At 50.7% G+C, this 26,657-nt stretch carries 22 protein-coding genes; 8 read left to right on the top strand and 14 right to left on the bottom strand.

The genetic code is table 11. From position 1 onward, the window contains the following. Positions 1-742 precede the first annotated feature (742 nt). The gene (locus IXB28_RS15370) at positions 743-1,225 is read left to right on the top strand and encodes an ankyrin repeat domain-containing protein (RefSeq protein WP_215619492.1); all 483 of its coding nucleotides are present in this window, start codon (positions 743-745) and stop codon (positions 1,223-1,225) included. Positions 1,226-1,240: 15 nt separating this feature from the next. Here the strand turns inward: IXB28_RS15370 and IXB28_RS15365 are convergent, their stop codons facing one another. Then, on the bottom strand, positions 1,241-1,747 hold the full coding sequence (locus IXB28_RS15365; protein WP_215619491.1) for a DUF4174 domain-containing protein: 507 nt from the start codon (positions 1,745-1,747) through the stop codon (positions 1,241-1,243). Beyond that, on the bottom strand, positions 1,747-2,514 hold the full coding sequence (locus tag IXB28_RS15360; RefSeq protein WP_215619490.1) for a hypothetical protein: 768 nt from the start codon (positions 2,512-2,514) through the stop codon (positions 1,747-1,749). Before IXB28_RS15360 ends, IXB28_RS15365 begins: the two co-directional genes overlap by 1 nt. A gap of 879 nt (positions 2,515-3,393) precedes the next feature. On the opposite strand from IXB28_RS15360, the gene ggt reads away from it, so the two are divergent. Both ggt and miaB read left to right on the top strand, forming a co-directional pair. Continuing rightward, a complete protein-coding gene (gene ggt, locus IXB28_RS15355) occupies positions 3,394-4,947 on the top strand; it encodes a gamma-glutamyltransferase (protein WP_215619489.1) in 1,554 nt (517 codons plus the stop codon). Between the two features lie 43 nt (positions 4,948-4,990). Further along, positions 4,991-6,346: a tRNA (N6-isopentenyl adenosine(37)-C2)-methylthiotransferase MiaB gene (gene miaB, locus IXB28_RS15350; RefSeq protein WP_215619488.1), complete on the top strand. Its 1,356-nt coding sequence runs from the start codon at positions 4,991-4,993 to the stop codon at positions 6,344-6,346. An 18-nt stretch (positions 6,347-6,364) separates the two neighbouring features. On the opposite strand, the gene IXB28_RS15345 is transcribed toward miaB, so the two are convergent. From IXB28_RS15345 to IXB28_RS15290, 12 genes are all read right to left on the bottom strand, one after another. Further along, positions 6,365-9,016, bottom strand: coding sequence for a phycobilisome rod-core linker polypeptide (locus tag IXB28_RS15345; protein WP_215619487.1), 2,652 nt, complete (start codon positions 9,014-9,016; stop codon positions 6,365-6,367). Between the two features lie 82 nt (positions 9,017-9,098). After that, the gene (locus IXB28_RS15340; RefSeq protein WP_215619486.1) at positions 9,099-9,365 is read right to left on the bottom strand and encodes a phycobilisome linker polypeptide; all 267 of its coding nucleotides are present in this window, start codon (positions 9,363-9,365) and stop codon (positions 9,099-9,101) included. 51 nt (positions 9,366-9,416) lie between these two features. Beyond that, complete coding sequence (locus tag IXB28_RS15335) at positions 9,417-10,286, bottom strand: phycobilisome rod-core linker polypeptide (RefSeq protein ID WP_215619485.1); 870 nt, start codon at positions 10,284-10,286, stop codon at positions 9,417-9,419. 93 nt (positions 10,287-10,379) lie between these two features. Continuing rightward, positions 10,380-11,192, bottom strand: coding sequence for a phycobilisome linker polypeptide (locus IXB28_RS15330; protein ID WP_215619484.1), 813 nt, complete (start codon positions 11,190-11,192; stop codon positions 10,380-10,382). Positions 11,193-11,279: 87 nt separating this feature from the next. Then, on the bottom strand, positions 11,280-11,768 hold the full coding sequence (gene cpcA, locus IXB28_RS15325; RefSeq protein WP_215619483.1) for a phycocyanin subunit alpha: 489 nt from the start codon (positions 11,766-11,768) through the stop codon (positions 11,280-11,282). A gap of 63 nt (positions 11,769-11,831) precedes the next feature. After that, complete coding sequence (locus IXB28_RS15320; protein WP_215619482.1) at positions 11,832-12,350, bottom strand: phycocyanin subunit beta; 519 nt, start codon at positions 12,348-12,350, stop codon at positions 11,832-11,834. A 522-nt stretch (positions 12,351-12,872) separates the two neighbouring features. Beyond that, positions 12,873-13,649, bottom strand: coding sequence for a phycocyanobilin:ferredoxin oxidoreductase (locus IXB28_RS15315; protein ID WP_215619481.1), 777 nt, complete (start codon positions 13,647-13,649; stop codon positions 12,873-12,875). 161 nt (positions 13,650-13,810) lie between these two features. Next, complete coding sequence (locus tag IXB28_RS15310; protein ID WP_215619480.1) at positions 13,811-15,736, bottom strand: response regulator; 1,926 nt, start codon at positions 15,734-15,736, stop codon at positions 13,811-13,813. Between the two features lie 4 nt (positions 15,737-15,740). Continuing rightward, positions 15,741-16,121, bottom strand: a complete 381-nt coding sequence (locus tag IXB28_RS15305; protein WP_215619479.1) for a response regulator — start codon at positions 16,119-16,121, stop codon at positions 15,741-15,743. A 15-nt stretch (positions 16,122-16,136) separates the two neighbouring features. Beyond that, positions 16,137-18,320, bottom strand: coding sequence for an ATP-binding protein (locus IXB28_RS15300; RefSeq protein WP_215619478.1), 2,184 nt, complete (start codon positions 18,318-18,320; stop codon positions 16,137-16,139). 223 nt (positions 18,321-18,543) lie between these two features. Beyond that, positions 18,544-19,413: a phycobilisome linker polypeptide gene (locus tag IXB28_RS15295; RefSeq protein ID WP_215619477.1), complete on the bottom strand. Its 870-nt coding sequence runs from the start codon at positions 19,411-19,413 to the stop codon at positions 18,544-18,546. Between the two features lie 26 nt (positions 19,414-19,439). Further along, positions 19,440-20,249 carry a phycobilisome rod-core linker polypeptide gene (locus IXB28_RS15290; protein WP_215619476.1) on the bottom strand — a complete coding sequence of 270 codons (810 nt, stop codon included), beginning with the start codon at positions 20,247-20,249 and terminating at the stop codon, positions 19,440-19,442. A gap of 184 nt (positions 20,250-20,433) precedes the next feature. Here IXB28_RS15290 and IXB28_RS15285 point away from each other — a divergent pair, with 184 nt between their 5' ends. From IXB28_RS15285 to IXB28_RS15265, 5 genes are all read left to right on the top strand, one after another. Further along, positions 20,434-21,294, top strand: coding sequence for a phycobilisome rod-core linker polypeptide (locus tag IXB28_RS15285; RefSeq protein ID WP_215619475.1), 861 nt, complete (start codon positions 20,434-20,436; stop codon positions 21,292-21,294). Between the two features lie 167 nt (positions 21,295-21,461). Next, positions 21,462-21,977, top strand: coding sequence for a GNAT family N-acetyltransferase (locus IXB28_RS15280; protein ID WP_215619474.1), 516 nt, complete (start codon positions 21,462-21,464; stop codon positions 21,975-21,977). Positions 21,978-22,085: 108 nt separating this feature from the next. Beyond that, a complete protein-coding gene (locus IXB28_RS15275; protein ID WP_215619473.1) occupies positions 22,086-22,730 on the top strand; it encodes a vWA domain-containing protein in 645 nt (214 codons plus the stop codon). An 88-nt stretch (positions 22,731-22,818) separates the two neighbouring features. Next, positions 22,819-24,129, top strand: a complete 1,311-nt coding sequence (locus tag IXB28_RS15270) for a cytochrome P450 (protein WP_215619472.1) — start codon at positions 22,819-22,821, stop codon at positions 24,127-24,129. 334 nt (positions 24,130-24,463) lie between these two features. Beyond that, entirely contained in the window at positions 24,464-26,545 is a 2,082-nt protein-coding gene (locus IXB28_RS15265) for a glycosyltransferase (RefSeq protein ID WP_215619471.1), read from the top strand. Positions 26,546-26,657 lie beyond the last annotated feature (112 nt).

The following is a 26,657-nucleotide window of genomic DNA, read 5'->3' as shown; positions in this document are numbered from 1 at the left end:
AATAAAAATAGAGCTGTTCGAATGTATTAGAAGACCAATCTCTTCTAACTAAAACTCGATTGATTTAGGACCTAAAAAAATGATCGACTAGGGAGTTACGACATTGAGTGTCTGTTAATCCTTAGCCAAAATTTCCTTAGGTGAAAAAGAAAATCGCGTATAAGAGAATCGATCTCCCATACAGGCCGATTACTTAAGTGTTAACGTGGTTCGCTTTAGAGTGCTAACAACTCTATTTAAGAATTAGAGGGTAAACGCTTAACTATATCTAGTCGGCACATGCATGAATAAATAATGCCAACTTACATGGCATACCTATTTAATTTACTCAATATACATAAACCCATCCGGACAATACTTTTAGTTGTTTTGTCGCTTTAGGAGAGTGCTTTTTCGCTGGCTAGGGTACCCATATTATCTCTCCTTGGGGTTTGAAGTTTGTCAAAAATATGAACTTCGGATCTTGTTGTCAGTGTAAACTTTAGAGGGTTGCTATTGGCATATTTTGTCTGGGTGAGTTAGCGGCATATGTGGCTCCCATGGGTTGGGTCGATGATGCTTTTGGTGTTCGGTGGGTTGGGAGGATATCGCCGTTAATTTCGACCTATGGCTAAGGGCTGGTTAAGGGCCATGATTTTAAGGGCTTAACAGGCGAATAAAACCATGGCCCTGGGCATTGAAATCATGACTTAACAAGCTTTTCAGGCTTAACCCGTGAAGTAGTTTTTTGCCAACTCCTAAAATGCTTGTGATTGGACGATGCTTTGGCCTAGTCGTATTTGCAGGGCTGCTGCCGCTCTGGGTGGTTAGCTGTGGTCAGGCCAGTCAGCTTACGACCGTCTCCGTTGCCGCTGATGTGCCACCTTTAGTCCGGGCAACGCTAAGGGCTGATGCGACTGCTGTGGAGCAGTTACTCCAAAATCAGTCTGATCCTAATGTGGTTTATAGAACCAATACCGCCCTGACCTATGCCGCCCGCGATGGCTATCTAGACATTGCCCGGTTATTAGTGGCCCATGGAGCCGATGTAAATTGGATTGATGGCGAGGGCGTTACGCCATTAATTTTGGCATCATTTAAGGACCATCAGGAGATTGTTCAACTGTTGCTAGACCATGGGGCCGATATTACTGTGCAAGACCAATGGCATCGCACCGCCCTGGACTATGCTCTGCGTCGGGGGCCTGCCGACCCCATTGTTCAATTGTTGCAAGCGCATCAGTAGCCCCTGGTCCACCCATTAACGATCGCGTTCTCGCATTTCTCGTTGGCGCATGGGCATTGCATCAATGATGGAGAACAACCGGCGGGATGTAACGGGCTGACGCTGTCTGAGTTTTTCGGTGCCATCCTTGCCCAACAAGATGACGGTGAAGTCTGTATCTTTGACAGCGAAGTGCTGATAAAAAGAGTGGCTGGAAAGGGAGGGGTCCCCAGTGCCATTGACGAAGGCGGAGCCGTCGCTGTTGATCAGTTTCCACACTACTAAATCCCTGGCGTTGAGACCGGCCCCCATGCCTGATAGGTGGTCCAGTTGTTGTGCTAAATCGGCGGTGGCGGGGTCCGGTGAAAAAATTAGCAGTACCCGGTTTCGCCATTGGTAGTCGTTGAGGCGAGTTTCCACCGTGGCGGTGTTTTTAGGCTCTAACCTTAGGCCTGTGGCCGGTTGGCCATGGGCCGCCACCATTAAACTGGCGACCCCCAGCAGGATAAAACGTTGGATCGAGACTTTGATGGATACGTTCATTAGGCCGCCAGGTTAAAGCGCTGCAGTTTGGCATCTAAAAGTTTGGGCAGTGCTTTTTGTAAATTGGACTTGTTGCTAAATTCTAGTTTGTGCTGGGCTGCAATGTCGAAGGGAAACTGACCGGGCAGATCGTCCCGTTCGTGGTGGGCGATGATTAGCTGTTCTGGTCGTTTGTGGGCGAGGGCATAGCCCAGTTCTACGCACACGGCTGGGTTGGGGACGAGTAAGGGTAAATCGCTATCAATTTCTACAATGGGCGTAGCATCGGCGATAAATAATAGGCTACGCCGAATGTGACGCATCAATGTGCTGTTGAGCCTGACGGGGCCATTACTGAGCCGATGGGATTCGATTAGCTGAACGGGGATGCGAGAACGGCGGTTAAATTTTTCGATGTAGCTTTCTAATGCGGTCTGGAGCAGGTCGCTAGAGTCTGGATATTCTTCTTGGTAGCAGAGAAAAATGACGGGGTCTAAATTTGCGAGGGAGTCGGCTTTGGCAAAGTAGATTTCGTGGCTGATGAGGTCGATATTTGCGATCGCATAGGTGCCACTTCCCTCCACATAAAATTCCACCGCATCCCCTTCCAGGTAGCGCTGAAACCAATCAGCATCACGCACATCATCAATATCATCCAGAAAATCAGCCCGCAGAGCTGACTTCAGCAAACTATTTTTGGCCAACCTCAAATCATGGGGCCGCTTCTCCAGGTCCCGAATCGGTTCATAATCCTGAAGATACCAAGCCTTGAGCGCAATAATCGCCATACTGCTTTAACCAGATAATTAGCTCTGGTCTAGGGTAGCCCAACTGTGGACTGTAGACACACACACCTGCAGGAATTGCAAGATTCTCAATTTTAGATCATGTGTACTATTAAAGCAATTTGGCAGTCGAAAAATACCGATAACGGGCCCATGTATCGAGCGGCCCTTTAAAAGATCAACACCCAACTGTCTCCCTGGGGAACATCCTTTCCATAGGTGCGCTAAAAATGGAGATGCATCTTGTTAACGTTCACCCTATAAGTGGTTCGGTTAACAACATTTGCATTGCTCCCAACTTAACAGCGATAGGATGTATCAGCTTGAACTGCTGGGTGTTGGTTTAGACGAGACAGAATAGACAACAGCATTACCTCTTGTTTGTTTTCTCTAGCTGTTTAATCTGCCAGGGAAGCGGTATTCGCTTCAATAACAATATAGATCATCCAATTGGTGTCGCGAGATTTGTAGCGCAAAATTAACAATCTCCGAGAGTGAACACTTAGTGCCAGAGAGAAAAAAAGAGTGAATGGTATCAGGGCTGCACCCCTGACCCATCATCCATCGCTGATTCTGCGCTGTCACGGGGGGAGGCGATAACGGTGTTGAGTAGAGACATCAACTATGGGTTTGTATCAGTTCAGTAATCTTCAGTAACTTTTGTGAATTCAGACGCCACGCTGGCTGATCTGTGTAGGTGTTGGTTTTTCCCTTTGCTTTTCCAGTCCTAGTTTTGCTGCCCCTGGTCCTAGTGATGTTTGGGGTGCGGGTCCACCGATTGGTTTGGGCCCTAAATTGCCGGCGGTACTATTACTGATAAGTTGACTATCGATGGCGGCGGTAAAAGCCCAAAAAAAGCCCAAAAAAAGCCTAAGGAGGATCATGGAAGGAGTTGTTGCGGCCGGACATAAGCAAACAGCTGCAGCTGCTGTTGAGGTCTTAAATCAGGGAGGCAATGCCTTTGATGCCGCCGTGGCAGGTGTGCTGGCGGCCTGTGTGGCTGAGTCGGTGTTGACATCCCTGGGGGGTGGAGGCTTTTTGTTGGCGCACCCCGCTGCCGGAGAGTCGGTGCTGTTTGACTTTTTTAGCCAAACTCCAGCGGAAAAAGCGTTGAAATATCCCTTGGATTTTTACCCAATCTACGCGGATTTTGGCGACACCGTGCAAGAGTTTCATGTCGGCCTCGGGTCCATGGCCGTGCCAGGGGTGGTGAAGGGATTGGTGCATGTGCATCGGCGGTTGGGGCGGTTGCCTTTGGCGGCGGTTGCTGCCCCAGCCATTGATCTGGCGCGCAATGGTGTGGTGGTCAACGAGTTTTTCGCCTACGTCTATCAGTTGCTAGGCCCGATCTTGCTGGCGACTGAACGTTCCCGCGCGATCTATGCGCCCCAGGGCGATCTACTAAAGGCTGGTGAAACCCTGTATATGCCCGATTTTGCCAATAGCCTAGAACGGCTGGTGGATATCGGCATGGAGGCATTCTGGGAGCAGATGGCCGCACATCTAACCCAGACCCAGGGGGGCTATTTAACCCCTCAAGATTTTGCCAATTATCAAATCATTGAGCGTCAGCCCCTTTGCCTGGACTACCATGGCACCCAGCTGTTGACCAATCCCCCCCCTAGCGCCGGTGGCGGGTTGATTGCCTGTACGTTAGCCCTACTAGCGGACTGTGAGCTCAAAGGCCATGGTAGCCCTGGGCATTTGCTAGCCCTGAGTCAGGCCATGCGGTTTACCAATGTGGCCCGCCGGGATGGTTACGATGCCCGTTTGCACGACCCCACTGTGGCAGAGGCGTTTTTATCGTCTGGGCACTTAAATCAATATCGTGGTGAATTGCACGCCGCCATCGTTAGCCTGGGCGCCGACTCGGCCCCCGCCAACAAACTCGGCAGCACCACCCACCTCAGCGTCATTGATGGCGATGGCAATGCTGCCAGCGTCACCACCTCCAACGGTGAAGGTTCGTCCCACGTCATGCCTGGCACCGACATCATGATTAACAATATGTTGGGGGAAGAAGATCTCAACCCCCACGGATTCCACCAGTGGCAGCCCAACCAGCGGATTTCCTCCATGATGGCCCCCACCATGGTGCTGCGAAATGGCCGTCCCTATTTGGTGCTGGGGTCCGGTGGGTCTAACCGCATTCGCACCGCCATTCTCCAGGTGATTTCTAATTTGGTGGACTTTCAGATGCCGTTAGAGTCCGCGGTGGCCGCCCCCCGCATTCACTGGGAAAATAATACGTTTCATTTAGAACCCGGCTACGACCGCGCCATTCTAGCCCCCATCCTCGGAGAGGCCACACCCGTGTGGTGGCAGGCTCAGAATATGTTCTTCGGTGGTGTGCATGCCGTGGGCTTAGGCGATGATGGCGATTTGCACGGTGCCGGGGACCCGCGTCGCCAGGGATCCGTCGCTGTGGCACGGTAGCTGTGGCACAATAGGGAACCGGTCTTATTTTCCCACATTCCCTATGGATACCCGTCGTTATCACATCACCACGTTTGGCTGCCAAATGAACAAGGCTGATTCCGAGCGTATGGCTGGCATCTTAGACGACATGGGATTGAATTGGACGGAAAATCCCCTGGAGGCCGATGTGGTGCTCTACAACACCTGCACCATTCGCGATAATGCCGAACAAAAGGTGTATTCCTATTTGGGTAAGCAGGCTAAGCGCAAACAGGCAGATCCCAACGTCACCCTGGTGGTGGCGGGCTGTGTGGCCCAACAAGAAGGCGAGAAATTACTCCGTCGGGTGCCAGAGCTCGATTTGGTCATGGGGCCGCAGCATGCCAATCGTTTGGAGGACCTGTTAGAGCAAGTCTTTGCCGGTAATCAGGTGGTGGCCACCGAACCCGTCCATATTATGGAGGACATCACCAAGCCCCGCCGCGATAGCAGCATTAGCGCCTGGGTCAATGTCATCTATGGCTGCAACGAGCGCTGCACCTATTGCGTGGTGCCCGGCGTGCGCGGCACCGAGCAGTCCCGCACACCGGAAGCCATTCGCGCCGAAATGGAACTATTGGGGCAGCAGGGCTACACCGAGGTCACACTGCTGGGGCAAAACATTGATGCCTACGGCCGCGACCTCCCCGGCATTACCCCCGAGGGCCGTCGCCAAAATACCCTCACCGACCTGCTGTACTACGTGCACGATGTCCCCGGCATCGAGCGCATTCGCTTTGCCACCAGCCATCCCCGCTACTTCACCGAGCGCCTGATCAAAGCCTGTGCCGAGCTGCCCAAGGTGTGTGAACATTTCCATATTCCGTTTCAGTCCGGCGACAATGACGTGCTCAAGGCCATGGCCCGGGGCTACACCCAAGAAAAGTATCGTCGCATCATCGACAACGTCCGGCGCTATGTGCCCGATGCCGCCATTAGCGCCGATGCCATTGTGGGCTTCCCTGGCGAAACCGAAGCGCAGTTTGAGAACACCCTCAAGCTGGTGGACGACATTGGCTTTGACCAGTTGAACACAGCGGCCTATTCCCCCCGACCCAATACCCCCGCGGCCCTTTGGGACAACCAGCTAGATGAAGCCACCAAGAGCGATCGCTTGCAGCGGCTCAATCATTTGGTGTCTGTGAAAGCGGCTGAACGCTCCCAACGCTATGCCAATCGGGTGGAGCGGGTGCTAGTGGAAGATGTGAACCCGAAGAATCCAAACCAGGTGATGGGGCGCACCCGCACCAATCGACTCACCTTCTGCGAAGGCGATATCAACCAGCTCAAGGGCAAAATTATTCAGGTACAAATTACCGAAGTACGCCCCTTTAGCCTGACCGGCGAGCGAGTAGAGGCGCTGATTGGCGTGGGATAGCTGGGCATTCGTTAATAATTACGGTGCGACGGTGTAAATGCCTGGGGGTGTCTTAGCACTGGCGCTTGGGCGAGGGAGCTGCTGGTGTAGCTGTTCCGTATTGGCAAAATTAGCTGCCGGTAAGCTAGGGAACCGACGATAGGGGACCGTGTCGTCACCAAACAACCGTATATATTCATCGGTTTCCACCAGGCTATGTACAAACCCACCCATGCCCTGGGTGGCCAAAATTTGATTGTATTTACGAATCTCTGACTGGTGGAGCGGTGCTCGGCCTAAAAAGTGTTTGGTGCCTAGCTCAATCACTTGGGTGTTGGGATAGGGGGCATAGAACTCTTTCAAGTAGAGGCTGGAGCAGCCTAACTCTTCAACAAATTTTTTGACGGTGATTTCCCCATTGCTGAGCTTGCTTTCCAGGGACGTAAATTCGGTTTTGACCCTATAGGGGGAAATGTCGCGTTCAAAGATTTGGGTATAGGCCGCCCGCATCAGTGTTTGGAGGTGAATTTTGTCGGTCAGGGTGGTGAGCTTGAAGAGTTTGGTCTGCACCCGACGAGAATTTACCCCTTGCCCCACTCGGCGGTTGAGCTCAAGGGTGCCACGGTCATCTTTTGTGGCCCCAAGTTCTATAAACCTGGGTACCTGAGGCGATGGGACAGGGGCTTTCAGACCTGTGGTGTCTAGGGTGCCTGGGCGTAGGGTGCGTAGAGACTTTCCGGCTGGGGTAATGTAGCGCTCGTAAGGGACAACGTCATCGCCAAAATGTTTAATGTATTCTGGGCTGTCGATGAGAGTGTCCACCAGGGCATAAAGCCCCTGTTTTGCACAGATATCAAAATACTTGTTTATTTCCTGTCGCCCGTAGGTGGGGCGTCCCAACAGCCGTCGGTGAATATATTCCACTGCTTTGACCACATATAGGGGGGTCCAATAGAGCTGGCGGAAGGTGGTAGATTTGGCCAGCAGTCTGACAAAATCCCGTAGACAGATCTCGCCATTTTCTAAGCGAGTTTCGGCAACCTGTAGGGCTTGCCCTGCGTAGATATCGCGCCCAAAAATTTGTCGATATGCGGCGCGAATAATTCTTTGGGTAGAGCCTTTCGTGAAGTTGAGACTGTCGTGGGCCGGACTGTGATCTAGTTTGAAGATGGGAGATCTGAAGCTGCCGTTCTGTTGGTTGTGGGCTTTGGGGTTGCTAATTTGGCTATCTATGGCGGCTCCGTGATGGATGAGAATGCGCCGGGTGTCTCGATTGAACGGGGCGGGGCGACGGCTGGGGTTACGGGTTTCTTGCGGGAAAATGGCGCCAAACTGAATTTCGAGGGGGTCATTGCCCGACCCATAGGGATGCTGATCGGGTAAGGGTTGTGCGTAGGCGGCAAAGGTGGTGATGAACTGGGGAACTTTACGAAAGGGCGCACTGTAGTTGAAGAGATCGTGCTGGGGTCCCCAGTTGATGCATTCTTGCGCTTCTTGCCCAAAGCCTCGCTCATAGGGAACGGTTTCTTCGCCAAAATAATCGCCATACTCGTCGGAATTGATTAAGGCATCCACCAGAGCAGGTAGCCCTTGGTTTGAAACGGCTGTGAAACATGTGTGGAGTTCTTTGCGAGAGCTGGGACCCCGGCCCAAAATATGTTTGAAGGCCAGTTCAATGGCACGACTGTTGGTGTACGGCTCAAAGAAATTTTTGCGGTATAGGGAGGATGTGGCCAGACGGCGAATAAATTCTTTCATGGTGATTTCGCCATTTTTGACCTTGGATTCTAGGTCGGAAATCTTTAGGGAATAGGCTCGGGTAATGTCTCGTTCAAATACCTGGCGGTAGGCTGCTTTGATCACCGAACATTTTTCGAAGTTAGATAGCCCTGGCTTCATGACAAACTTAGGCCGGCGTTCGGCGGCATTGAAGTAGCTCTGGGGCAGCTTGAGACCCTGTAAATCCGTAGAAGGTCGCTGGCGGATTTTGGGGCCGGGGGCGGGGGCTTTAAACTCGTTAATTAATATATTGAAGTATTGCAGCAGCAGTTTTTGGGCGGCGATGTCTTGGCGGAAATAGTTGAGGCTGGCAGCGCGCATCGTTTGTAGGGCAACGATGGTGGCTGCGGATGAGCAGGCTCGTTCAATGATTTCCCTTAGCCCCCGGACGTTAACCGCCAAAATATTGGGGTCGCCCGCCACAATGGCGTAGGTTAGGTAGCGCAGAAACCAGCTTAAATCCCGCATGGATTTCTGCATTTTATTGGGGCCGTAGCGACCAATGTTAATGGGGCGAAAGTTCGCAGGGGCGGGGGTATCTTTAACGGTTAGGAACTCCCGCAAGCCCCCTAGAATGCCATTGGAGCCTTTGCTTGGGGTTGTTCCGTTCTTGGCTGGTGGCGGGGAACTTAATGGCAGTTCGATTTCGATCCGCTCTAGGTATGACAGGGGGGAGCCGCCGGTGAAAATGCGGTTGGCTGCTTGGGAAATGATGAGCTCGGCATATTCGGTGAGGGTGGCTGCGATCGCAAGCCGTTGTTGCCCAGACTTAAAGAACTCCGTCAGCGTTCCAAACTCGCCCTTATCCATATAGCGATCGTGCTGCTCGGCTTGCATAATGGTTGCAACCGGTACGGTTTGATAGAGCTTGGGGCGTACTAAAGGGCTTCCACCACTAGCGGTTACAGTCATTCCGTTTAAAGAGCTCCCTGGTAAGAATCGTGTGAGAACAAGATTTGAAATTAAACTGTTGTGGGCAATCTAATTCTGCGGGTTAGGTGTTGTCTTGGCCGTTGTTTTCTGTTGTTGTCGAAACACTGTTCAGCGGGCGAATGCTGACAATTTTTCCCCCCAATAAACTAATCCTCTGCATTTCTTCATTCATGCGATGAAACGGAACTTGCACAAACTGGGTATGGCTTTGGCGGATGGGAGAGCGGTGATTTGCCGTCACCTCATTCTCGTTTAATCCTGCCAATTCATACACGAATATGCGGCTATCTGTCGTAGACAGTCTACTGGTTGAATATTGTCCTAACATGGCAGTTCTTTCTCAATAAAAAGGCGAAACAATGATGTCATCTCACTGCTATTACGCACGGGTAATGGAGGCAATTTGCCCACCCGTTTTGTTAATGCGCTGGAGTGTTTTGGATAATGCTTCGTAGGGCACCACAAAAACTCGGTTGCTGCGTCGAATATCGGGATAACCCGGTTGGGACATGCCAGCCACCTCAATCCGATAGAGGGCGCCCCGTTCCTGGCTAGACTGGGGGCGGCCAAACACCCGATTGGGTGGGGTCTTGCCCCCAGGCACATAGGTGCTCACCCGTTTGCCAGCCCCTGAGGGACTATTAATGGCAGAGGTTGTTCCCCGGGCTAATTCTGTTGCTAAACGAGATTTTTTGCCTGCGAGCTGCGAGCGATCGCTATTGGCATACCCACGGTATAGACTAAACATGCGGGAAAACCCCGTCATCTGTTGGCCCACCTCGGTATTAAAGCTGCGGTAGTAGGGCACAATATTGTCCCCAAAGGCGCTTTCATATTCTGCTGAATTTATGTAAGAATCGATGTCTGCATCAAAGCCCTGGTTTTCGTATCGATCCAAATGTTCAATAATTTCCGCTTCAGAATAAGGGGCACGGCCCAACAGGTGCTTAAAATTTAGCTCAATTACCCGCGTCTGAAAATTGGCGTATAAAAACTTGCCCTTATACAAGTCCGACTTGGCAACGGCCCGCACAAATTCTCGCACGGTTAAATTACCATTGCTCAATAAAGATTCTAAGCCCGTCAGCCGTTCCGACGCCATTAAGTAGTCGTTCCCTAGGACATGCCGATAGATTGCCTGGATAACAACCTGGGCATTACTGTTTGAATCTTTGGCGCGAAATTCTACAGGGCTTTGCTCATTAAACGGGCTGGTGCCTAACCATGCCGCCGATTGGGTAATCGCCACAGCTCAATCTCCTGATTAAAATAATTAAATGGGGTCCGGTTGACCCAGTGCTGAAGGGTGGACCATGGGACCACAGTTGAGACATACACCAATCTAGGCGGGGGTGATATTAATGATGCGGCTGGAGCGTTGGTTCAGTCGTTTTAAGGTGGGCGATAGCTGTTCGTAGGCTACTAAATATTCCTGAATGCCTCGGCGAATTTGGGGGGTGCGATTGCTGGAGGCTTGGGATACGCGGATGCGATAGAGCTTTTCCCGTTTTCCCCGAGTGATTCCCTGGAGCTCTTTGCTCAGACCTGACGCCCTCACGGGGGTGGCCGCATTGGTGGCTAATGCTGTGGTCAAGCGCCCCTGTTTATTATTGGTGCGATCGCTACTGGCATAGCCCCGATATAGCTGAAACATTCTGACAAAACCCACTGTTTTCTGACTTCGTTGGGTGGCAAAGCCTCGATAGTAGGGGACCGTTTGATCGCCAAAATTGTCACGATATTCAGCAGAGTCTAAATAGCTATTGATTTCAGCTTCGTACCCTTGCTGCACATAGAGGTCAACATGTGCAGCAATCTCGGTTTGATCGTAGGGGGCACGCCCCAACAGATGTTTGAAATTGAGTTCAATAAAGCGAACTTGGGGGACGTTAGTAAAAAACTTGTGTTTGTATAGATCGCAAAGGGCTAATGAACGCACAAAATCACGCACGCTAATGTGTCCCTGTTTTAGCAGCGATTCAGCACTGATAAGACGTTCTGAGCGCATAATATGATCGTTGCCCAGCAGCTGACGGTAGGTGGCCCAAATAACATTTTCAACATCTGTTTCACTGGGGTGTGCCCTCAGTTCAGTGGGAACTACTTGAGCAAATGGTTCAAATCCTAGGGGACTAGCTGATGCGGCACTTGTCATAATTGCTTTCCAGAACTGTCGTTGATGGTTGATGCGCTAGTAACCTCCGTAGCCTGACAGCATCAGGCTACGGAGTAGGTTTAACCCTTAGCTCAGAGAGTTAATGGCATAGTCAATGTAGGAATTGGCTTCAACGGCGGCATCACCGCTCAGACCGTGGTTACCCCGAATGTGCTTCAGCGCTTCAACATACCAGCTGGGAGATAGTTCAAAAGCTTTGTTGATTTCAGATACGCCAGCCACCAAATAATCGTCCATGGGCCCTGTGCCACCCGCCACTAGGCAGTAGGTGATCATCCGTAGGTAATAGCCAATATCACGGGAACACTTGGCTTTGCCCTCGGGGGTGGAGGCATAGTTGTCACCCTGCATCTGAGTGGTGTAAGGAAACTTTTGGTAGACCGCTTGGGCCGCACCTTCCACCAAGTTGTTGGCATTCTTAGCTAGGCTTTGGGCAGCGGCGAGACCGGCCTGGGCTTGACGAAAACGACCAAAGGCAACCTGCATTTCAACGCTGCTGAGGAAACGGCCTTGGGAATCGGCGGTGGCAACAGCTTCGGTCATGGGGGTCTTCATGATGCTAAATCTCTCTAAAAATATCTACAAAACTGACGAAAAAGTTTTTAACTAGATGGGCCGTTAGCCGACAGCACCTGCCGCTCGGTCAAAGTAGCCGCTGAGTTCTGCCATTAAAGAGCTACAGTCACCCTGGGTGATGCCCGCTCTATCGTTAGCAATGGCAATGGCGGCGGCTTTCATTTTGTTGATGGCCTCTGCCATGGACGTGCCAGGGACTCCTAAGGCTAGGTACGTTTCCCGTAGACCATTCAAGCACCGGTCATCTAACACACTGGCGTCACCGGTGAATATGGCGTAGGTAACATAGCGCAGAATGATGTCCATATCGCGCAGGCAAGCGGCCATGCGACGGTGGGTGTATGCGTTACCGCCAGGGGCAATTAGCTGGGGCTGCTCTTTGAAAAGAGTCCGTGCTGCATTGGTGACAATTGCATTGGCATTACCTGTCAACCGGTTAACCACATCCATGCGCTTACTGCCCTCGGCAACAAGTTTATTTAGCGCGTCAATCTGGCCATCGCCAATGTATTCACCCCGTGCATCGGCCTGGGCAATAACCTTTGTAAAAGCATCGAACATGGAAAAATCTCCTACTTAAGACAAGCATGGGCACTGAAGCTGCTAAGGTGAGCCTCAATTTATCGACTGAGGGCTCGAAAAATCCCTTGAGATAAAGGTGAGCCTCAATTTATTGACTGAGGGCTCTAAAAATCCCTTGAGATAAAGGTGAGCCTCAATTTATCGACTGAGGGCTCTAAAAATCCCTCTAGATAAAGGCGTTGTTGTCACCGTTGAGAAGCCCCTTTTGACATAATTAGGACCGTTGGAAGGCAGCCTTAATATATAGCTGAAGGGCCTGAACAGCCTCTAGGGTGTGGCAACGTAGCCTGAATCTGTTGTGCGATTATCAAAGATTCATCGACAAGATCTGAGGGAAAAGAGCCTTGATACAATCAAGACTCTGACTTTTGAACCAACATGATTTAATCAATTTGGTTGTGCAGCTTCTGTGCACCTATGTGTGTCTGAATGCTTACAATTGCTCAACCTTTTTGAGGATAGGCCTTTTGCTTTGGGCAGCGGGCTTAATCAAGCGTGGATTTATTTACATTCTGTTGCAGTTTTACCCGTGATTGCAGTTTCTGTATAGTCGAACAGCATGGTACGTAGGTATCTGTCTGCCCAGGTTTCTCCAAAGGCGCGCTCTAAAATACGTCGGGTTTTGTCGTTTTTTTGTTGTTGCAAACAGTAGCGTCGCTGCCCTGAAACGAGCTGGGCCTCTTGTTCGATGGAGTCAACGGGCTGGGTTTGTTTGCTGAGCTGACAGTGGGTTAATAAAAAGAGGCTGGCCTGGCTGAGAAAGGCGGCTTCTTCCTGCTCGTTGGTCGGACTTACAAATAAACAAAAATCTGAAAAAATGTCTCCCCAGGCGGGTAGGGTGCGGGGTTGGGAAAACTGCTGACTAGGCAGCTTTTGCAGGGCTTGGTGATAGTTGATGGGTAGGCGGTTAAGGCTGTTGGCGGGGGATAGATCCACGATGGCTGCGCTAATTTTGCCTCGGCCTGCCACGATATCAACCCCAAAGATCGGTAAGGGAACGTTGGTGCGGGGGAACATGACGCAGTGTAGGATGTCGAGGTGTGGCCCGACTTTGGCGAGCTCTAGGTGGAGTTTACGAAACTGCACCGTTTGATAGCAGTGGTTTTCGATGGTTAGTTTCTCCCCTTCCAGGCTGCCTTCTACATAGCCGAGGTCTTTGGGAATTTGGTAAGGATAGAGGGCAAACTGTTTGTTCCAAGCGGTTTCAATGGTGTTGGCTAACTGGGTGATTAGGGGGTGTTGGTGTTGGCGCAGGGAGGTGGAATAAGCTGGATCCATGGTGAATTCTTAAGTCGTGGTGAAATCTGTGGGGCGGTCTGTGCGATCGCACGTTACCGGCTGGCCACGGAAATAATCCCAGGGCATAGTCTTACCATGGCGCACACCTGTGCAGACCCTGTGCACCTGGCCCGATGGGGATAATTTTATAAAAATAACAACTAGTCAACAGTTAATAGGGCACTTTCCTGATTACACCAGGCATGGTAACGTTTAAGACGATTTAAAATGCGCAATACCAAATTGTCTTCCTGACTGAACTTCGTAATATAGTCATCTGCTCCGGCGGCAAATGCCTGGGATTGTGTTGCTGGGTCCGCATGGATGCTCAGGAAAATAATCGGTAAATGCTGCCACTGGGGATGGCTTCGAATCACTTTGCATAGCTCAAAGCCATTGATGCCAGGCATTTCAATGTCTAGAATAATCACATCCGGCATAATCTGGTTGAAGATAGTCCAAAAACGACTAGGATTTGCCAGGGGGGTAATTTGAAAATGCCACGGTTTGAGCAGTCTCATGGCCTTATCCAAATAGTGACTATCATCATCCACCAACATAATTTTGCTGTGGCGATACCTTAAATAGGTAGCCTGATCGATCGCCTCTAAAATTTCCGCAGGGCTGACCGGATATTCTAGTACCATGGCCGCCCCCCGCCGCACCAAATCCAGACGATTACCAAAGTCTCCCTGGGGCGTGATCAACACCAGGGGCAATTGGGGCCATTGTTGGCTGAGGGTGGACATCAACTGCAATAACAGCTGCAGACTGACTTCATTTAAGTCCAAGGCGTTGTCGCTTCCCACTAAATTGAGCAGTACGAGATCTGGTAGCTCGGCTAGGGCATCCAGATTATTGTCCCCAGGAGCATTTAACCCTAAAATCTCCGCTGCCATATCGGTGGAGGTGGCAATATCCACCTCTAAGCCTTGGGTGACCGCTAGGGCCATGAGTTGTTGAATGTAGGGTGCCCCGGTGACATCCAATAGCAAAATTTTGGGCAGGTGGGTGGGTGGGCCTTCGGTCCAAGACACCAGTTGGGGGGGATTATCCAGGGCATGTCCCAGGGTGGTAACCAGGACTTGAAATTGAGCAATTTGTCTGGGGGAGAGGGATGTAGCGGTTGCTAACAACTGTTCTATTTGGAGGGCTAACCGATGGCCCTCAACCAGGCCAAAAATCCCTAATGTGCCCGCTAAACTGTGGACTTTTTGTTGTGCCTGCAACCGTTGCTGTTCATTTAACCCCTGTTCTTTCAGGGTTTGGGATAACGTCACCAGGTAGTTCCAACGTTTGAGGCTTTCCCCCTTATGGGTTTGCCAAGTTTGCATTAGACCGGCCAAATACTGGGCCTGACGTTCAGCGGAGGAGAGAGCGTTATTTTTTTGAGTCGGTGGGGTGTCGGTGGGGGATGTGCCCAGGCGATACCCCAACCCCCGTACGGTTTCAATCACGTTGGTCGTAATACCTGCGGCCTTGAGTTTTCGTCGCAGTCCTCGAATATGGGACCGCACTGTGGCTTCACTGGGAAATTCATCGGAAGACCAAATTTGGTCTAGCAGGGTAGATGCCTTAAATACCTGGTGGCTGTGGCGCAAGAACAATTCGAGCAGGGCGTATTCTTTGGCGGTGAGCGCCACTGGATAGCCCTGATAGGTGACGTTACAGCTGATGGGATCCAAACACAAATTTCCCCAGGCTAAAATTGGCTGGGGTTCAGTGGAGGATGTGCGTCTCACCAGGGCTTGAATGCGGGCTATTAGCTCCTTCACGTCGAAGGGTTTCACTAAATAATCGTCAGCGCCTGCTTCCAATCCTTGAATTTTGTCGGTTTGCTGATTTTTAGAGGACAACAGGAGGATGGGCACGCCATAGCCGCCACTGCGTAATCGTTGGCATAGCTGCAGTCCATCTAAGCTAGGCAGTACCCAATCTAAAACAATCAGATCATAATCAAAAGTGGACGCATAGGACCAGCCCATTTCACCGTCGGCTACCCGATCGACAACATAGTTTTGCACCGTCAACTGCTGTATTAAGACTTCAGCCAGGGCATTGTCATCGTCCACCAATAAGATTTTCATTGAGTTAGAGCGTCCATTGCAGTAGCTTGGCTATTTGACTGGCCAATGTCAGCGGGTCAAAGGGTTTGGTAATGACTCCGGTGACACCAATTTTTTGGAACAGACGTTTTTCGGCGGTGCCTGTTTTAGCGGTCAATAAAATCACCGGAATATGTTGGGTGTCAACGTTTTTATTGAGCCGTTCAAAGGTGTTAATGCCGTCTATCTCAGGCATCATCACATCTAATAAGATGGCGTCTGGGTGGTGGTGTTCTGCTAGGTCAATTCCCTCTAGACCCGATGATGCACAAATGATTTGCCAGTTGGCCTCTAGTTTTAAACTGAGGCGAACTACCTTTTGGATGGGTTCTTCATCATCAATGATCAGAATAAGTTTCGAGTTCATGGGAATGTCTAATGCCTAATTAGCAGAGAGTGGGATTGTGAAATAAAACTTACTGCCTTTTCCTAGCTGGCTTTCGGCCCAAATGGTGCCGCCATGTTGTTCAATGATTTTTCGACAGATGGTTAACCCCAACCCGGTGCCACCTTTTTTGCGAGAATCGGATGAATCTACCTGGTGGAAGCGCTCAAAGATGCTGCCTAGCTTATCGGTGGGAATGCCTTGGCCATGGTCCTGGACGCAGAAAAGGGCGGCGGGTGAAGATTGTTCTGGGGATTGGTCCGTTGGTGCAGTCTTTAGAGGCTGCAGGCTCAATGTAATTTTTTTGTTGGGCGCTGAGAATTTAATGGCATTACCAATCAGGTTGGTGAGGGTTTGCACAATGTAGTCGGGGTCAGCCCAAATCGACAGGGACTGTAGCTGGGTTTGGATCTCAATTCTGTGTTGTTTCGCCATGGTTTGCATGGCTTCTGCTGCCTGCTCGACCAAGTCGGCGGCATTGCAAACCCCGTGGTCCATGGTGACGTCACCGGATTCGATGCGCTGTAGGTCCAGGACATTGTTGACTAAGCGCACCAGGCGGTCGGTGCTCTCGTCGGCGACGGCGAGCATTTGCTGACCTTCGTCGGAAAGATGGCCCAACCGCCCGGTGGCAATCAGCTTTAGGGAACCATGGAGGGAGGTGAGGGGCGTTCTAAGTTCGTGGCTGACGACGGCAATGAATTCATCTTTCATGCGTTCGATGGCTTTGCGATCGCTAATGTCCGTTGTGAGGGCAAAAAAGCCATTGATTTTAGCCTTACCCCTGGAGCCCAGTTCCACATGGGGAATATAGCTGACGCTCACCGAGTGACTACGTTCGTCTTTGAAGATAATCTCACTTTCATAGGTCACCTGTTCCCCCTGGAGAGCGGCCTCAATGTGGGGCTGAATTTTCTCGTAATATTCTGGAATGGTGACGCTTTGGATCGATTTGCCATGGAGGGTGACAGGGTCTTGCCCCAACCAGTAGTTATAGGCCTGATTATTAAAGCCATAGCGCTGTTGGGCATCCACATAGGCGATCAACACCGGCAGATTATTGGTGATCAGCCGCATTTGTTCTTCACTCTGGCGCAGGGCCATTTCAATTTGCTTGCGTTCCTGAATTTCTTGTTGTAATGCTCGATTGGTTTCGGTGAGTTCTGCTGTGCGCAGTTTCACCCGTTCTTCTAGATACTCCAGCATCTGGCCCTGGGACAGGGCAATACTAATTTGCGCCGCCAGTTGTTGCATTAACTCCAACTCAAAATCGGTCCACTGGCGTGGGCTTTCGCACTGGTGGGCAATTAGCAAACCCCACAGCTCATGGCCATCCGATGGTTCTGTTTGGGATTGTTCTGGGGTTAGGGGATACACAATCGGCACAATCAGCTTAGATTGAATATCCCACTGCTCAATAAATTCCAGTAAACATTCGGCAATGCCCGCATCCGGGGCGTGCACATCCTTAATCTCCAGAATCCGCCCCTTGGCATAGAGTTGCTGATAGTCTTTAGGAAACACCTCCTCAGGAAAGGCCATGCCCAAAACAGCCGGATAAGCGTCCTTTACAGCTTCGCTGGTGGCTTTGCCGGTGCCATCGGGCAGCACCTGGTAAATTAACACCCGATCCGCATTGAGCAGATTCTGCACTTCTTCCACCGTGGTTTGGAGAATATCCTTGAGCTGTAGGGACTGACGAATTTTGAGGGTGATTTCTGCAAATAGCTGTGCCCGTTGATGCTGACGCTGTATGCTAACGACAGGTTCTGGGTGGCTAGTGGCTTGTAGGAGACGCTGATGGGAAATCACGCCCACTAAATTATTTTGCTCATCTAATACCGGCAGCTTGCTAATGGGCTGCTGTTCAAAAATCTCTAGTACGGCGGCAGGGGTGGATAAATCTGCCTGAAGTATGGTTGTTGCTGGCTGGGATATCACCTTAGCCAGCCTCAGTTTTGTCCAGTTGTGCCGTTGGGAAATGGCGGTTAATAAATTCTGTTGGGTGACAATGCCGACCACACGATTGCTACGCATAACCACAATACAGTCCTTGACTGGCTGGGCAGTCAACTTGGCTAATGCCCTCGATAGCGAAGTTTGGCTAGAGGCCGTAATGGGATGAGGATCAATGACCTCTTCCCACAAAAAATGTTCACCTACCCCATCGTCACATTCCATTAGCGGTTTGTTAAAGGCTATTACCTAATAATCTACGGGGTATTTGATGAACTATTAAGCAATTGTTTCTATTCTTTAAAAACCAAGTCATTGTTTGAAGTATCCATCCTTAAAATCAGTAGCTACAAAAATATTGCCAGTAGAAAAGTAAAAACTTCTCCACTGACAATGGGGTGCTTGACGAAAGACAATGTTTGGTCTGGACTCCAATTTGGGTCCAGAATTAAAGCTCTATAATGCTGGCGATTTTTCCCCCTTGTCGCTGTACCCGTTGCATGTGGCGGCTTAGCTCTTCGTAGGGAATGGTGACGGCTTTGTTGACCCGGCGCACCTTCGGATACCCAGGTCTATTAATGCTGGCCACCTCGACTCGGAATAGTCTCCCGGTGCCAAAGGCTTTGGAACCCCCAAATGCGCTGCGGCAGGCATCCCCCTTGGGGGCGGGGATAAATGGGGAACGGTGGGTGCTGCCTAGGGGTGGTTTGATAACGGCGGCTGTTTTCTTGGCTAGGTCGTTGACCAGCTGGGGGGCGTTGTCTGTGAACTGGGCGGTATCGCTGCTGGCGTACCCCCGGTATAGCTGAAACAGGCGGGCAAACCCAACGGTGCGTTGGCCCACCCCTGTGGTGACCAGGTCACGGTAGTAGGGTACGATGTTCTCCCCAAAGTAAGCTTGATATTCGGCGGAGTTGATGTAAGCATCGATATCCGCTTCGAATCCGTTAGATTCATAAATATCTAGATGTTCGACGATCTCTTGTTGATCGTAGGGGGCGCGACCGAGCAGATGTTTACAGTTCAGCTCGATGGTGCGACTTTGAAACGTGTTATGGAAGAACTTTTGTTTGTACAGGTCCGACTTGGCGACTTGACGCACAAATTCTTGCACAGTAATTTTGCCATCCCGTAACAGTGACTCTGGGATGCTGAGTCGATCTGAGTCCAGCAAATGGGGATTGCCCAGCACCTGTTGATATACGGCAAGAATCACTGTTTCAACATCTTGCGGTGTGGCTTTGGGCTTGAGCTCAGCGGGGGATGTTTCGCTAAAGGCGGATGTTCCTAGCCGTCCGGCAGCCGTGGTAATAGCCATCTAAAAATCTCCTTGATATTGCGCTGTTAGACGGCAGTCACGCTAATGACCTTATTGCCTGCTCGATTGAGTTGTTGTAACTTGGTTGTCAGCTGATCATAGGGGACTAGCAGCTCTGTGAGGCTTTGGCGTACGACCGGTGCGCCGGGGGAGGCGACCCGGACCACCCGCAGTTGGTAAACGGACCCACGGGCTAGGGGACCCGCTAGGGCTGGTGCCGAGGATGAACTGATGGGAGCGGGCAATTTTTTGGCGACAGACTCGGTTAAATAAGGTTGTTTTTGGCCTCGAGCCCGGTCGCTACTGGCGTAGCCGCCATATAGTTGTAGCAGTCGGCTAAACCCAACTGTGCGTTGACCCGCATGGTCAGTTTGAAAATCTTGGTGGGACGGTACCAAGTTATCTCCAAATCGGCTTTCGTACTCTGCCGAGTCAATATATGAATCAATTTCGGCTTCGTATCCTTGGGTGAGAAATAGATCTAAATGATATGAAATCTCGGTTTGGTCATAGGGGGCTCGGCCGAGGAGATGCTTGTAGTTTAGTTCGATGAACCGAACATGGAAGTTGGGATATAAAAACTTTCTGCGGTATAGGTCTGATGTTGCGATCGCGCGAATAAAATCTCGCACTGACAGAATGCCGCGAGTCAACAATGACTCAGGTTCCACCAACCGCTCATTGTCCATGAGATGCTCGTTGCCGAATACCTGGCGATAGGCCGCTGCAATCACAGTTTCTATATCACGTTGGGTCCAACTCGATTTCAATTCAATCGGTTTCGTCTCATCAAAGGGCTTAATCCCTAATCTGCTAGCTTCCTGTAAACCCGCCATAATAGTCTCCCAAACATCGTTTACTAAGCCAATCTCCATGTTCAACTATTAGACCAACTGCATTGTGCAGAATTTGTGCAGGCTAAAATAAAGAATATGAAATATAAAACAAATCGAGCAGAAATTATAATTCACTGAAGCGATACAGCTGTTTCACTTCATCAGACCCAAGGTTTGTATAACCATGACTATACCTATATTGGCGTATTCTCTTTCCTGCCCCAATCACCGTGTTGATGCCCTCGGTGCTCCGGATGATGAAGCCATTGTTTATTCCACCGATGAACTGTTCTCCCCATCGGAAATGGGAGCGCTCATCAGTGCAGCCTATCGACAAATCTTCTTCCATGCGTTCGATTGGGATCGCGAAACGGCCTTAGAATCCCAGCTCCGCAACCGCCAGATCACGGTGCGTGATTTTATTCGAGGGCTGCTACTGTCCAACACATTTATTGATAGCTTTTACACTAAAAATAATAACTATCGCTTTGTGCAGCACTGTATTGAAAGGGTGTTAGGGCGACGAGTATATGGCCAGGCAGAGAAAATTTCTTGGTCAGCCGTTGTCATGGGCAAAGGTGTTGCAGGATTTATTGATGAGCTACTCAACAGTCATGAGTATCTTGAAAATTTTGGAGAGAACGTTGTGCCCTACTACAGGCGTCGAATTCTCCCCTGTCGCAATGTTGGTGACATCCCCTTCAACATTGCCTCCCCTCGTTATGGGGCCTACCATCGCGAACAACTAGGGTTCCCCCAGCCGATTTGGCAAGGGGTGGTGCAGACGTTTCGTCCCTACGACCAGCAGCCTAAAACCGGCAGCCCTGAACTATTTCTCAATATGGCTAAACGGGTTACCCCCCAAGCCCCTAGGCCCCCCCATGTATCTGTGGACAACATTGATATTGCCACGGCTGTGCCGTACCGCACCGTTGATTCTGAGCCATCGCCCATGGCCTCCTCGGGGCCAACCACTGTGAGACGACGGCAGCAGCCAACAAAAGCAATTTCATTTCTCAATATGGCGAAAGAACTCACCCAGTAATCTAGTGGTTTGTCAAGACTAATAGGCTGAGTCCCGCTCATCCCCATGGCAGTGCTTTATCCGTTTCAACCTTCGGTATTTACTGAGTAACCCTGCGGTTTGAACACATTGATATGGCACCACAATAGCGATAAAAGTAACTGTAGATTCAGTGACTAGACATGGCTATGGGGTCCCGCGTATTTATTCGAACGCCTGACGAAGACGACTGGTCTGTGCTTTTAGATCTCCATCAGCGCAGTGCGGATTTTCATGCTCCGTGGGTGTCGTTGGCCCAGGACGAACGGGGTTGCAAGCGCTATATTCAGCGTTGTCAAGCCGGTACGGTTGAAGGATTGCTGATTTGCCATGGTGTGGACCAGGCGTTGGTGGGAGTGGTCAATCTCAGCCAGATTTTCTATGGTGGGTTTCAAAGTGCCTATTTGGGCTACTACGTCAGTGTGGCCTATGCCGGGCAGGGGCTAATGACGGAGGGGGTAACCCTGGCCATCAACCATGCTTTTACTACGCTGAAGCTACATCGCCTGGAGGCTAATATTCAACCGGGCAATGCGGATTCTCTCAAGTTAGTTGCCCGTCTGGGGTTTACCCGTGAGGGGTTTTCTCGACAATATTTGCGTGTCAATGGTGAGTGGCGTGACCATGAACGTTGGGCCATGACCGTGGAGAGTTGGTCGCCGTAGCCCCGCCATCTTGCTAGGCAGATTTTCCTGGTTAAATGGTACGAGCGATATATCCCATTCCCTTGGGGGGCACCCTGGGGGCAGACGCCGTTGAGGATGTTAGTGATAATGGCAGACTTGCCTAATTCTCCGCTTGCCCGGTTAAGCAATCGTAACTACACGCTGATCTATGCGCCCACCCAGCCACAGCGGGTCGCTATGCCCCCTGGATTTGAACATCGTTGGCAGCGGGCCCATGCTCATCTGTTAAGGGTGGCTGAGCAGTGTTACGCGTTGGCTACCCATGGTTTAACCGTATATCGACAGTCGGCGGCTGATGGAGACTTTCAGGCCCATCAGAATGTGAACGTTGCTAACTTTGAGTCTTTGATGGCCAATGCGCCCATGGCGTCCCAGGTGGAACTCACCCCGGTGCTGACAACGGTGCTAGAGCAGTATTTTGCGGCTAAGGCCAGGGCCCAGCTGCCGGCCAATGGCGAAATTGTTTTGGTCTTGCTGGATAGTGAACCCACCGATCGGCTTGCGATCGCAAAGCAAATCGTAGCCGCATCCCAAAAGCTAGACCATAACGACGAGCTCGGCATCGGTTGGGTCCAAGTGGGAGATGACTTCATTACCAAAGGGTTTCTTGTCACCCTAGACGATAACCTGCGGGAAAAGGGGGCCAAATTCGACATTGTCGATCACAAAACCATCGATCAAATTATCGCCACCGATCTAGTGAGTTTTTTGACCGGTGTCCTAAACGACTAGCCAGCCGGGGCTTCATTTCCATAGCCATGTCCGCATTTAATTTTCTTGCTACAGTAAAGGCGTTTTAACCCTGCCTGCGATCTCTTCCATGACTGCGTCTAACCTGCCCTTACCCCCCGGTGATTTTGGCCTCCCCCTAATTGGCGATACCCTCAATTTTTTTCGCGATCCCAACTACGGCCAAAAGCAGCATGAAAAATACGGCCCCATCTTTAAAACCCGACTGTTGGGTAGTCCCACACTGTTTGTAAAAGGTGCGGACGCGAACCAATTTGTGTTGACTAACGACAACAAATATTTTGCCATCAGCTGGCCTCCGAGCACAAAAGCCCTCCTAGGAAATCTCTCCCTAGCCTTGCAAACTGGAGGAGAACACCAAAACCGTCGTAAACTGCTGGCCCAGGCCTTTATGCCCAGGGCTCTATCCGGTTACATTGACACCGTAGAAGCCATCACCCACAGCTATGCCCAACGCTGGGTCCAAACCCAGAACCTCACCTGGTATCCAGAACTAAGGAACTACACGTTTGATGTGGCATGTAAGCTTTTAGTGGGCTTGGATCAAGGCGCTCAAACCGAACTGGGGCATTTATTCGAAACTTGGTGTGCCGGGTTATTTTCAATTCCCCTTGCGTTACCCTGGACTCGCTTTGGTCAGGCAAAACAAGCCCGTAAGCAGGTATTGGTCTTATTAGAAGAGATTATTCGTCAGCGGCAACAGAGCCCTGATGTGGGTAATGATGCCCTCAGTTTGTTAATTCAGGCCAAGGACGACAATGGCCAGGGACTCACCATTGACGAACTTAAAGATCAAGTATTGCTGTTGCTGTTCGCTGGCCATGAAACGCTCACGTCGGCCATAGCCTCCTTTTGTTTGCTGGTGGCTCAACATCCCCACGTCCTAGAGGCTTTACGGGCAGAACAGGTCAGCATCGGTGTGCACACGCCCATGACCCTGGATGTCCTGCGGCAAATGCCCTATTTAGAACAGGTGCTTCAGGAAGTGTTGCGTTTGATTCCCCCGGTGGGCGGTGGGTTTCGTAAGGTGCTCAAAACCTGTGAATTTAACGGCTATCGCATTCCTGAAGGATGGACGGTGCTCTATGAGATTAACCAAACCCACCTAAACTCAGACGACTATGAGACTCCAGCGGACTTTCGTCCGGAGCGATTTGCCAAAGGTGTCCGGTCTAAATATAGCTATGTGCCCTTTGGCGGTGGTATCCGCGAGTGTTTGGGCAAAGAATTTGCCCGTTTAGAAATGAAGCTATTTGCCGTGGAGTTACTGCGAAACTATCAGTGGGATCTATTGCCAGATCAAGATTTATCCATGGTGATTGTGCCCACCCCCCACCCCCGAGACAACTTAAAAGTACGCTTCCAGACCTATGCGCCATAGCGTGAAAAATGTTGTCGGTTCCCAGTGCAGTCATTGGTACTAAGGGCTGGGCGTCCAATAAACCATCCCTATTCTTATGAACTCGTGAGTGCACTCCGTTGGACCGTGCACTCCGTTAGACCGTAAGCCCCGCTAGGAAATAGGACGCAAAATCGATAAGTTATTTGCTGAAAACAGCTTCAATTCAAACACCAATCGCCACTCACCATTCACGACCCACGTCCCTTCCCTAGTCCATTATTTTTGTTCCATCCCCCATGGGCCGTTCCATGGGCTCTGCCCCATAGTGTTGCCTGGGAATAATTAAAGTAGCTTTTCTCTGGGAACCACATCAATGATGGGCCAATGGATTGGTCTCAAGGGTTGGAAGTCTTTAATTTTAGGCACAACCGTATTTTTTCTTATTTACGATGTTTGGCTGTTTAGCGCTTATTTCTCCACGGCGGGCGCTCTTGCGGAACGTATCTGGCCCTATGGTTTGGCTATCCTGGCGTTGTTGCTGTTGCGGCGCATCAGCCCTAAATATCCCCCGAAACCCCTGTTGATCTGTCTGGTTTTGGGGATGACTGGCCTGCAGGTATATTATCTAACCTGGCGCATTAACCACACGCTGGTTTTAACGTGGCCTAATATTTTGTTTAGCCTGGGGTTGTTGGGGTTTGAGCTGTTAAGTGTTTTCAATAGTTGGATTAATAACCTATTGTTGGCGGCATCTACCCAGCGTTCTTTGCAGGTAGAGCAGCGGCTGCCCCAAGTACGCACTGGTAAATATCGGCCCACGGTAGATATTTTTGTACCTACTTACAATGAGCCCATTGAGGTGGTAACGCGCACGTTGATTGGCTGCCAGTCTCTGAAATATCCCCGGCAGCATAAGAAAATTTGGTTGCTAGACGACGGTGATCGGCCTGAATTTTGTCAACTGGCCAAAGACTTGAAATGTCACTACCTAGCGCGCCCCGAGCATCGTCATGCCAAGGCGGGGAATCTTTGCTATGCCTTAGATCATAGCGATGGTGAAATTGTTGTGGTGTTTGATGCTGACTTTGTTCCTGTGAATACGTTTTTGGAACGAACCTTGAGTTTGTTTGTCGATAATAGGGAGCTGGCCATGGTGGTCACCCCCCAGCATTTTTACAATCCAGATCCGCCCCAAAAGAACCTGGGGGCAAGATTTTTGCCGGGGGACCAAACTAATTTTTACCATGTGATTCAACCCGCCCGTGATGCCGCCAATGCAGTGGTTTGTTCCGGGTCTTCCATTGTGTATCGTCGCAGTGCCCTGGAGAAAATCGGGGGCATTCCCTGTGACTCGATTGTCGAAGACTATGTCACGGGTATGTTGTTGCAGGCCCAGGGCTTTAAAACGGTTTATTTGAATGAGATTTTGAGTGTTGGGGCGGCGGCAAATACCATTGGTGAATACATTAAGCAGCGGGGCCGGTGGGCCGAGGGCACCCTGAGAACCGTCTGTAGCCACTACAACCCTCTGTGGCTGCCAGGGCTAAACCCCCTACAGCGCTTTACCTATTTGTCGGGGGTTTTGTTCTGGATGGAAGAGTGTCTAAAATTAGTCAGCTATGTTGCCCCCATCCTATATTTTTTGTTAGGTGTGCAAAGTGTTGCCATCAGCTTTGATGCTCAAGCTACCCAGGGTCTGATGCTTGGCCTGATGATTTTGATGATCATCAGTTGGCTGCGGGGCAGTCTGATTTTGTTGAGCATCTATAACGTTTTGCAGGGGACCCATGTGTTGCGGGTGGTGCTGAGTGTGTTGACACGACCCAAACGCAAGATTACGTTTAAGGTCACCGATAAGACATTGGCCGACTATCAAACACGATTGAATCTGGACACCATGTTCCCGGTGTTAGGACTGTTGATGCTGACATTAGTGGCTGTGTTCTATGGTGTTTGGCAGGGCGAAGCCGCTAAGTGTGCCAGTGCGCTAGTGTATTTGGTTTGGGCCCAGGTCAATGTGGTGTTGCTGAGTGCGGGCCTAGTGGCAGGGGCCAGCACCCCCAAAGATCGGGGCTATCCGCGAGTGGCCTGCCAGGTGCCCTGTCGGGTGGTCAAGGACAATGGATATGAGGGGGACGGCACCATTATTGATATTTCTGAGGCCGGTGTCGGGCTGAAGCTAGATGTGTCAACCATTACCCTGGGCCGCCATGAAAAGATTTGGTTAGATATTCCCTCTATTCCGGTGCGGGTGCAGGCAGAGGTGCGGCACTTTGGCAGGGTGACTGGATGTCTGTTTACGAAACTAGATCCTCAAACCCGATGGAAGTTGGTGAACTTTTCCTATTGTCGCCCCACCCGTTGGCAGGTGCCCCATTTGGCCAATGAGTGGGATACCCTACGGGCAATTTGGGCCGGGCTATATCAGCTACATCCGTTTTCTCGACGGCGCTAGGAAAAAGCAAAAGCCATATTGAGCACTGGTTGATCTTAGATCAACCCCTCAATATGGCTAGGGTGTGGCACAACGTGCCAGGCCGTTGAAAATCTCTACGCTGCTAGCGTGT

The organism is Leptothoe kymatousa TAU-MAC 1615, assembly GCF_018739865.1.
Classification (GTDB): domain Bacteria; phylum Cyanobacteriota; class Cyanobacteriia; order Phormidesmidales; family Phormidesmidaceae; genus Leptothoe; species Leptothoe kymatousa.
Note: the sequence above shows the minus strand (reverse complement) of the source record. Positions and strands in the feature narration are given on the sequence as shown.

Coding starts and splice junctions, on each gene's coding strand:
- IXB28_RS15370 (WP_215619492.1), top strand. CDS start 743: ATGCTTGTGATTGGACGATGCTTTGGCCTAGTCGTATTTGCAGGGCTG.
- IXB28_RS15365 (WP_215619491.1), bottom strand. CDS start 1,747: ATGAACGTATCCATCAAAGTCTCGATCCAACGTTTTATCCTGCTGGGG.
- IXB28_RS15360 (WP_215619490.1), bottom strand. CDS start 2,514: ATGGCGATTATTGCGCTCAAGGCTTGGTATCTTCAGGATTATGAACCG.
- ggt (WP_215619489.1), top strand. CDS start 3,394: ATGGAAGGAGTTGTTGCGGCCGGACATAAGCAAACAGCTGCAGCTGCT.
- miaB (WP_215619488.1), top strand. CDS start 4,991: ATGGATACCCGTCGTTATCACATCACCACGTTTGGCTGCCAAATGAAC.
- IXB28_RS15345 (WP_215619487.1), bottom strand. CDS start 9,016: ATGACTGTAACCGCTAGTGGTGGAAGCCCTTTAGTACGCCCCAAGCTC.
- IXB28_RS15340 (WP_215619486.1), bottom strand. CDS start 9,365: ATGTTAGGACAATATTCAACCAGTAGACTGTCTACGACAGATAGCCGC.
- IXB28_RS15330 (WP_215619484.1), bottom strand. CDS start 11,192: ATGACAAGTGCCGCATCAGCTAGTCCCCTAGGATTTGAACCATTTGCT.
- cpcA (WP_215619483.1), bottom strand. CDS start 11,768: ATGAAGACCCCCATGACCGAAGCTGTTGCCACCGCCGATTCCCAAGGC.
- IXB28_RS15320 (WP_215619482.1), bottom strand. CDS start 12,350: ATGTTCGATGCTTTTACAAAGGTTATTGCCCAGGCCGATGCACGGGGT.
- IXB28_RS15315 (WP_215619481.1), bottom strand. CDS start 13,649: ATGGATCCAGCTTATTCCACCTCCCTGCGCCAACACCAACACCCCCTA.
- IXB28_RS15310 (WP_215619480.1), bottom strand. CDS start 15,736: ATGAAAATCTTATTGGTGGACGATGACAATGCCCTGGCTGAAGTCTTA.
- IXB28_RS15305 (WP_215619479.1), bottom strand. CDS start 16,121: ATGAACTCGAAACTTATTCTGATCATTGATGATGAAGAACCCATCCAA.
- IXB28_RS15300 (WP_215619478.1), bottom strand. CDS start 18,320: ATGGAATGTGACGATGGGGTAGGTGAACATTTTTTGTGGGAAGAGGTC.
- IXB28_RS15295 (WP_215619477.1), bottom strand. CDS start 19,413: ATGGCTATTACCACGGCTGCCGGACGGCTAGGAACATCCGCCTTTAGC.
- IXB28_RS15290 (WP_215619476.1), bottom strand. CDS start 20,249: ATGGCGGGTTTACAGGAAGCTAGCAGATTAGGGATTAAGCCCTTTGAT.
- IXB28_RS15285 (WP_215619475.1), top strand. CDS start 20,434: ATGACTATACCTATATTGGCGTATTCTCTTTCCTGCCCCAATCACCGT.
- IXB28_RS15280 (WP_215619474.1), top strand. CDS start 21,462: ATGGGGTCCCGCGTATTTATTCGAACGCCTGACGAAGACGACTGGTCT.
- IXB28_RS15275 (WP_215619473.1), top strand. CDS start 22,086: ATGGCAGACTTGCCTAATTCTCCGCTTGCCCGGTTAAGCAATCGTAAC.
- IXB28_RS15270 (WP_215619472.1), top strand. CDS start 22,819: ATGACTGCGTCTAACCTGCCCTTACCCCCCGGTGATTTTGGCCTCCCC.
- IXB28_RS15265 (WP_215619471.1), top strand. CDS start 24,464: ATGATGGGCCAATGGATTGGTCTCAAGGGTTGGAAGTCTTTAATTTTA.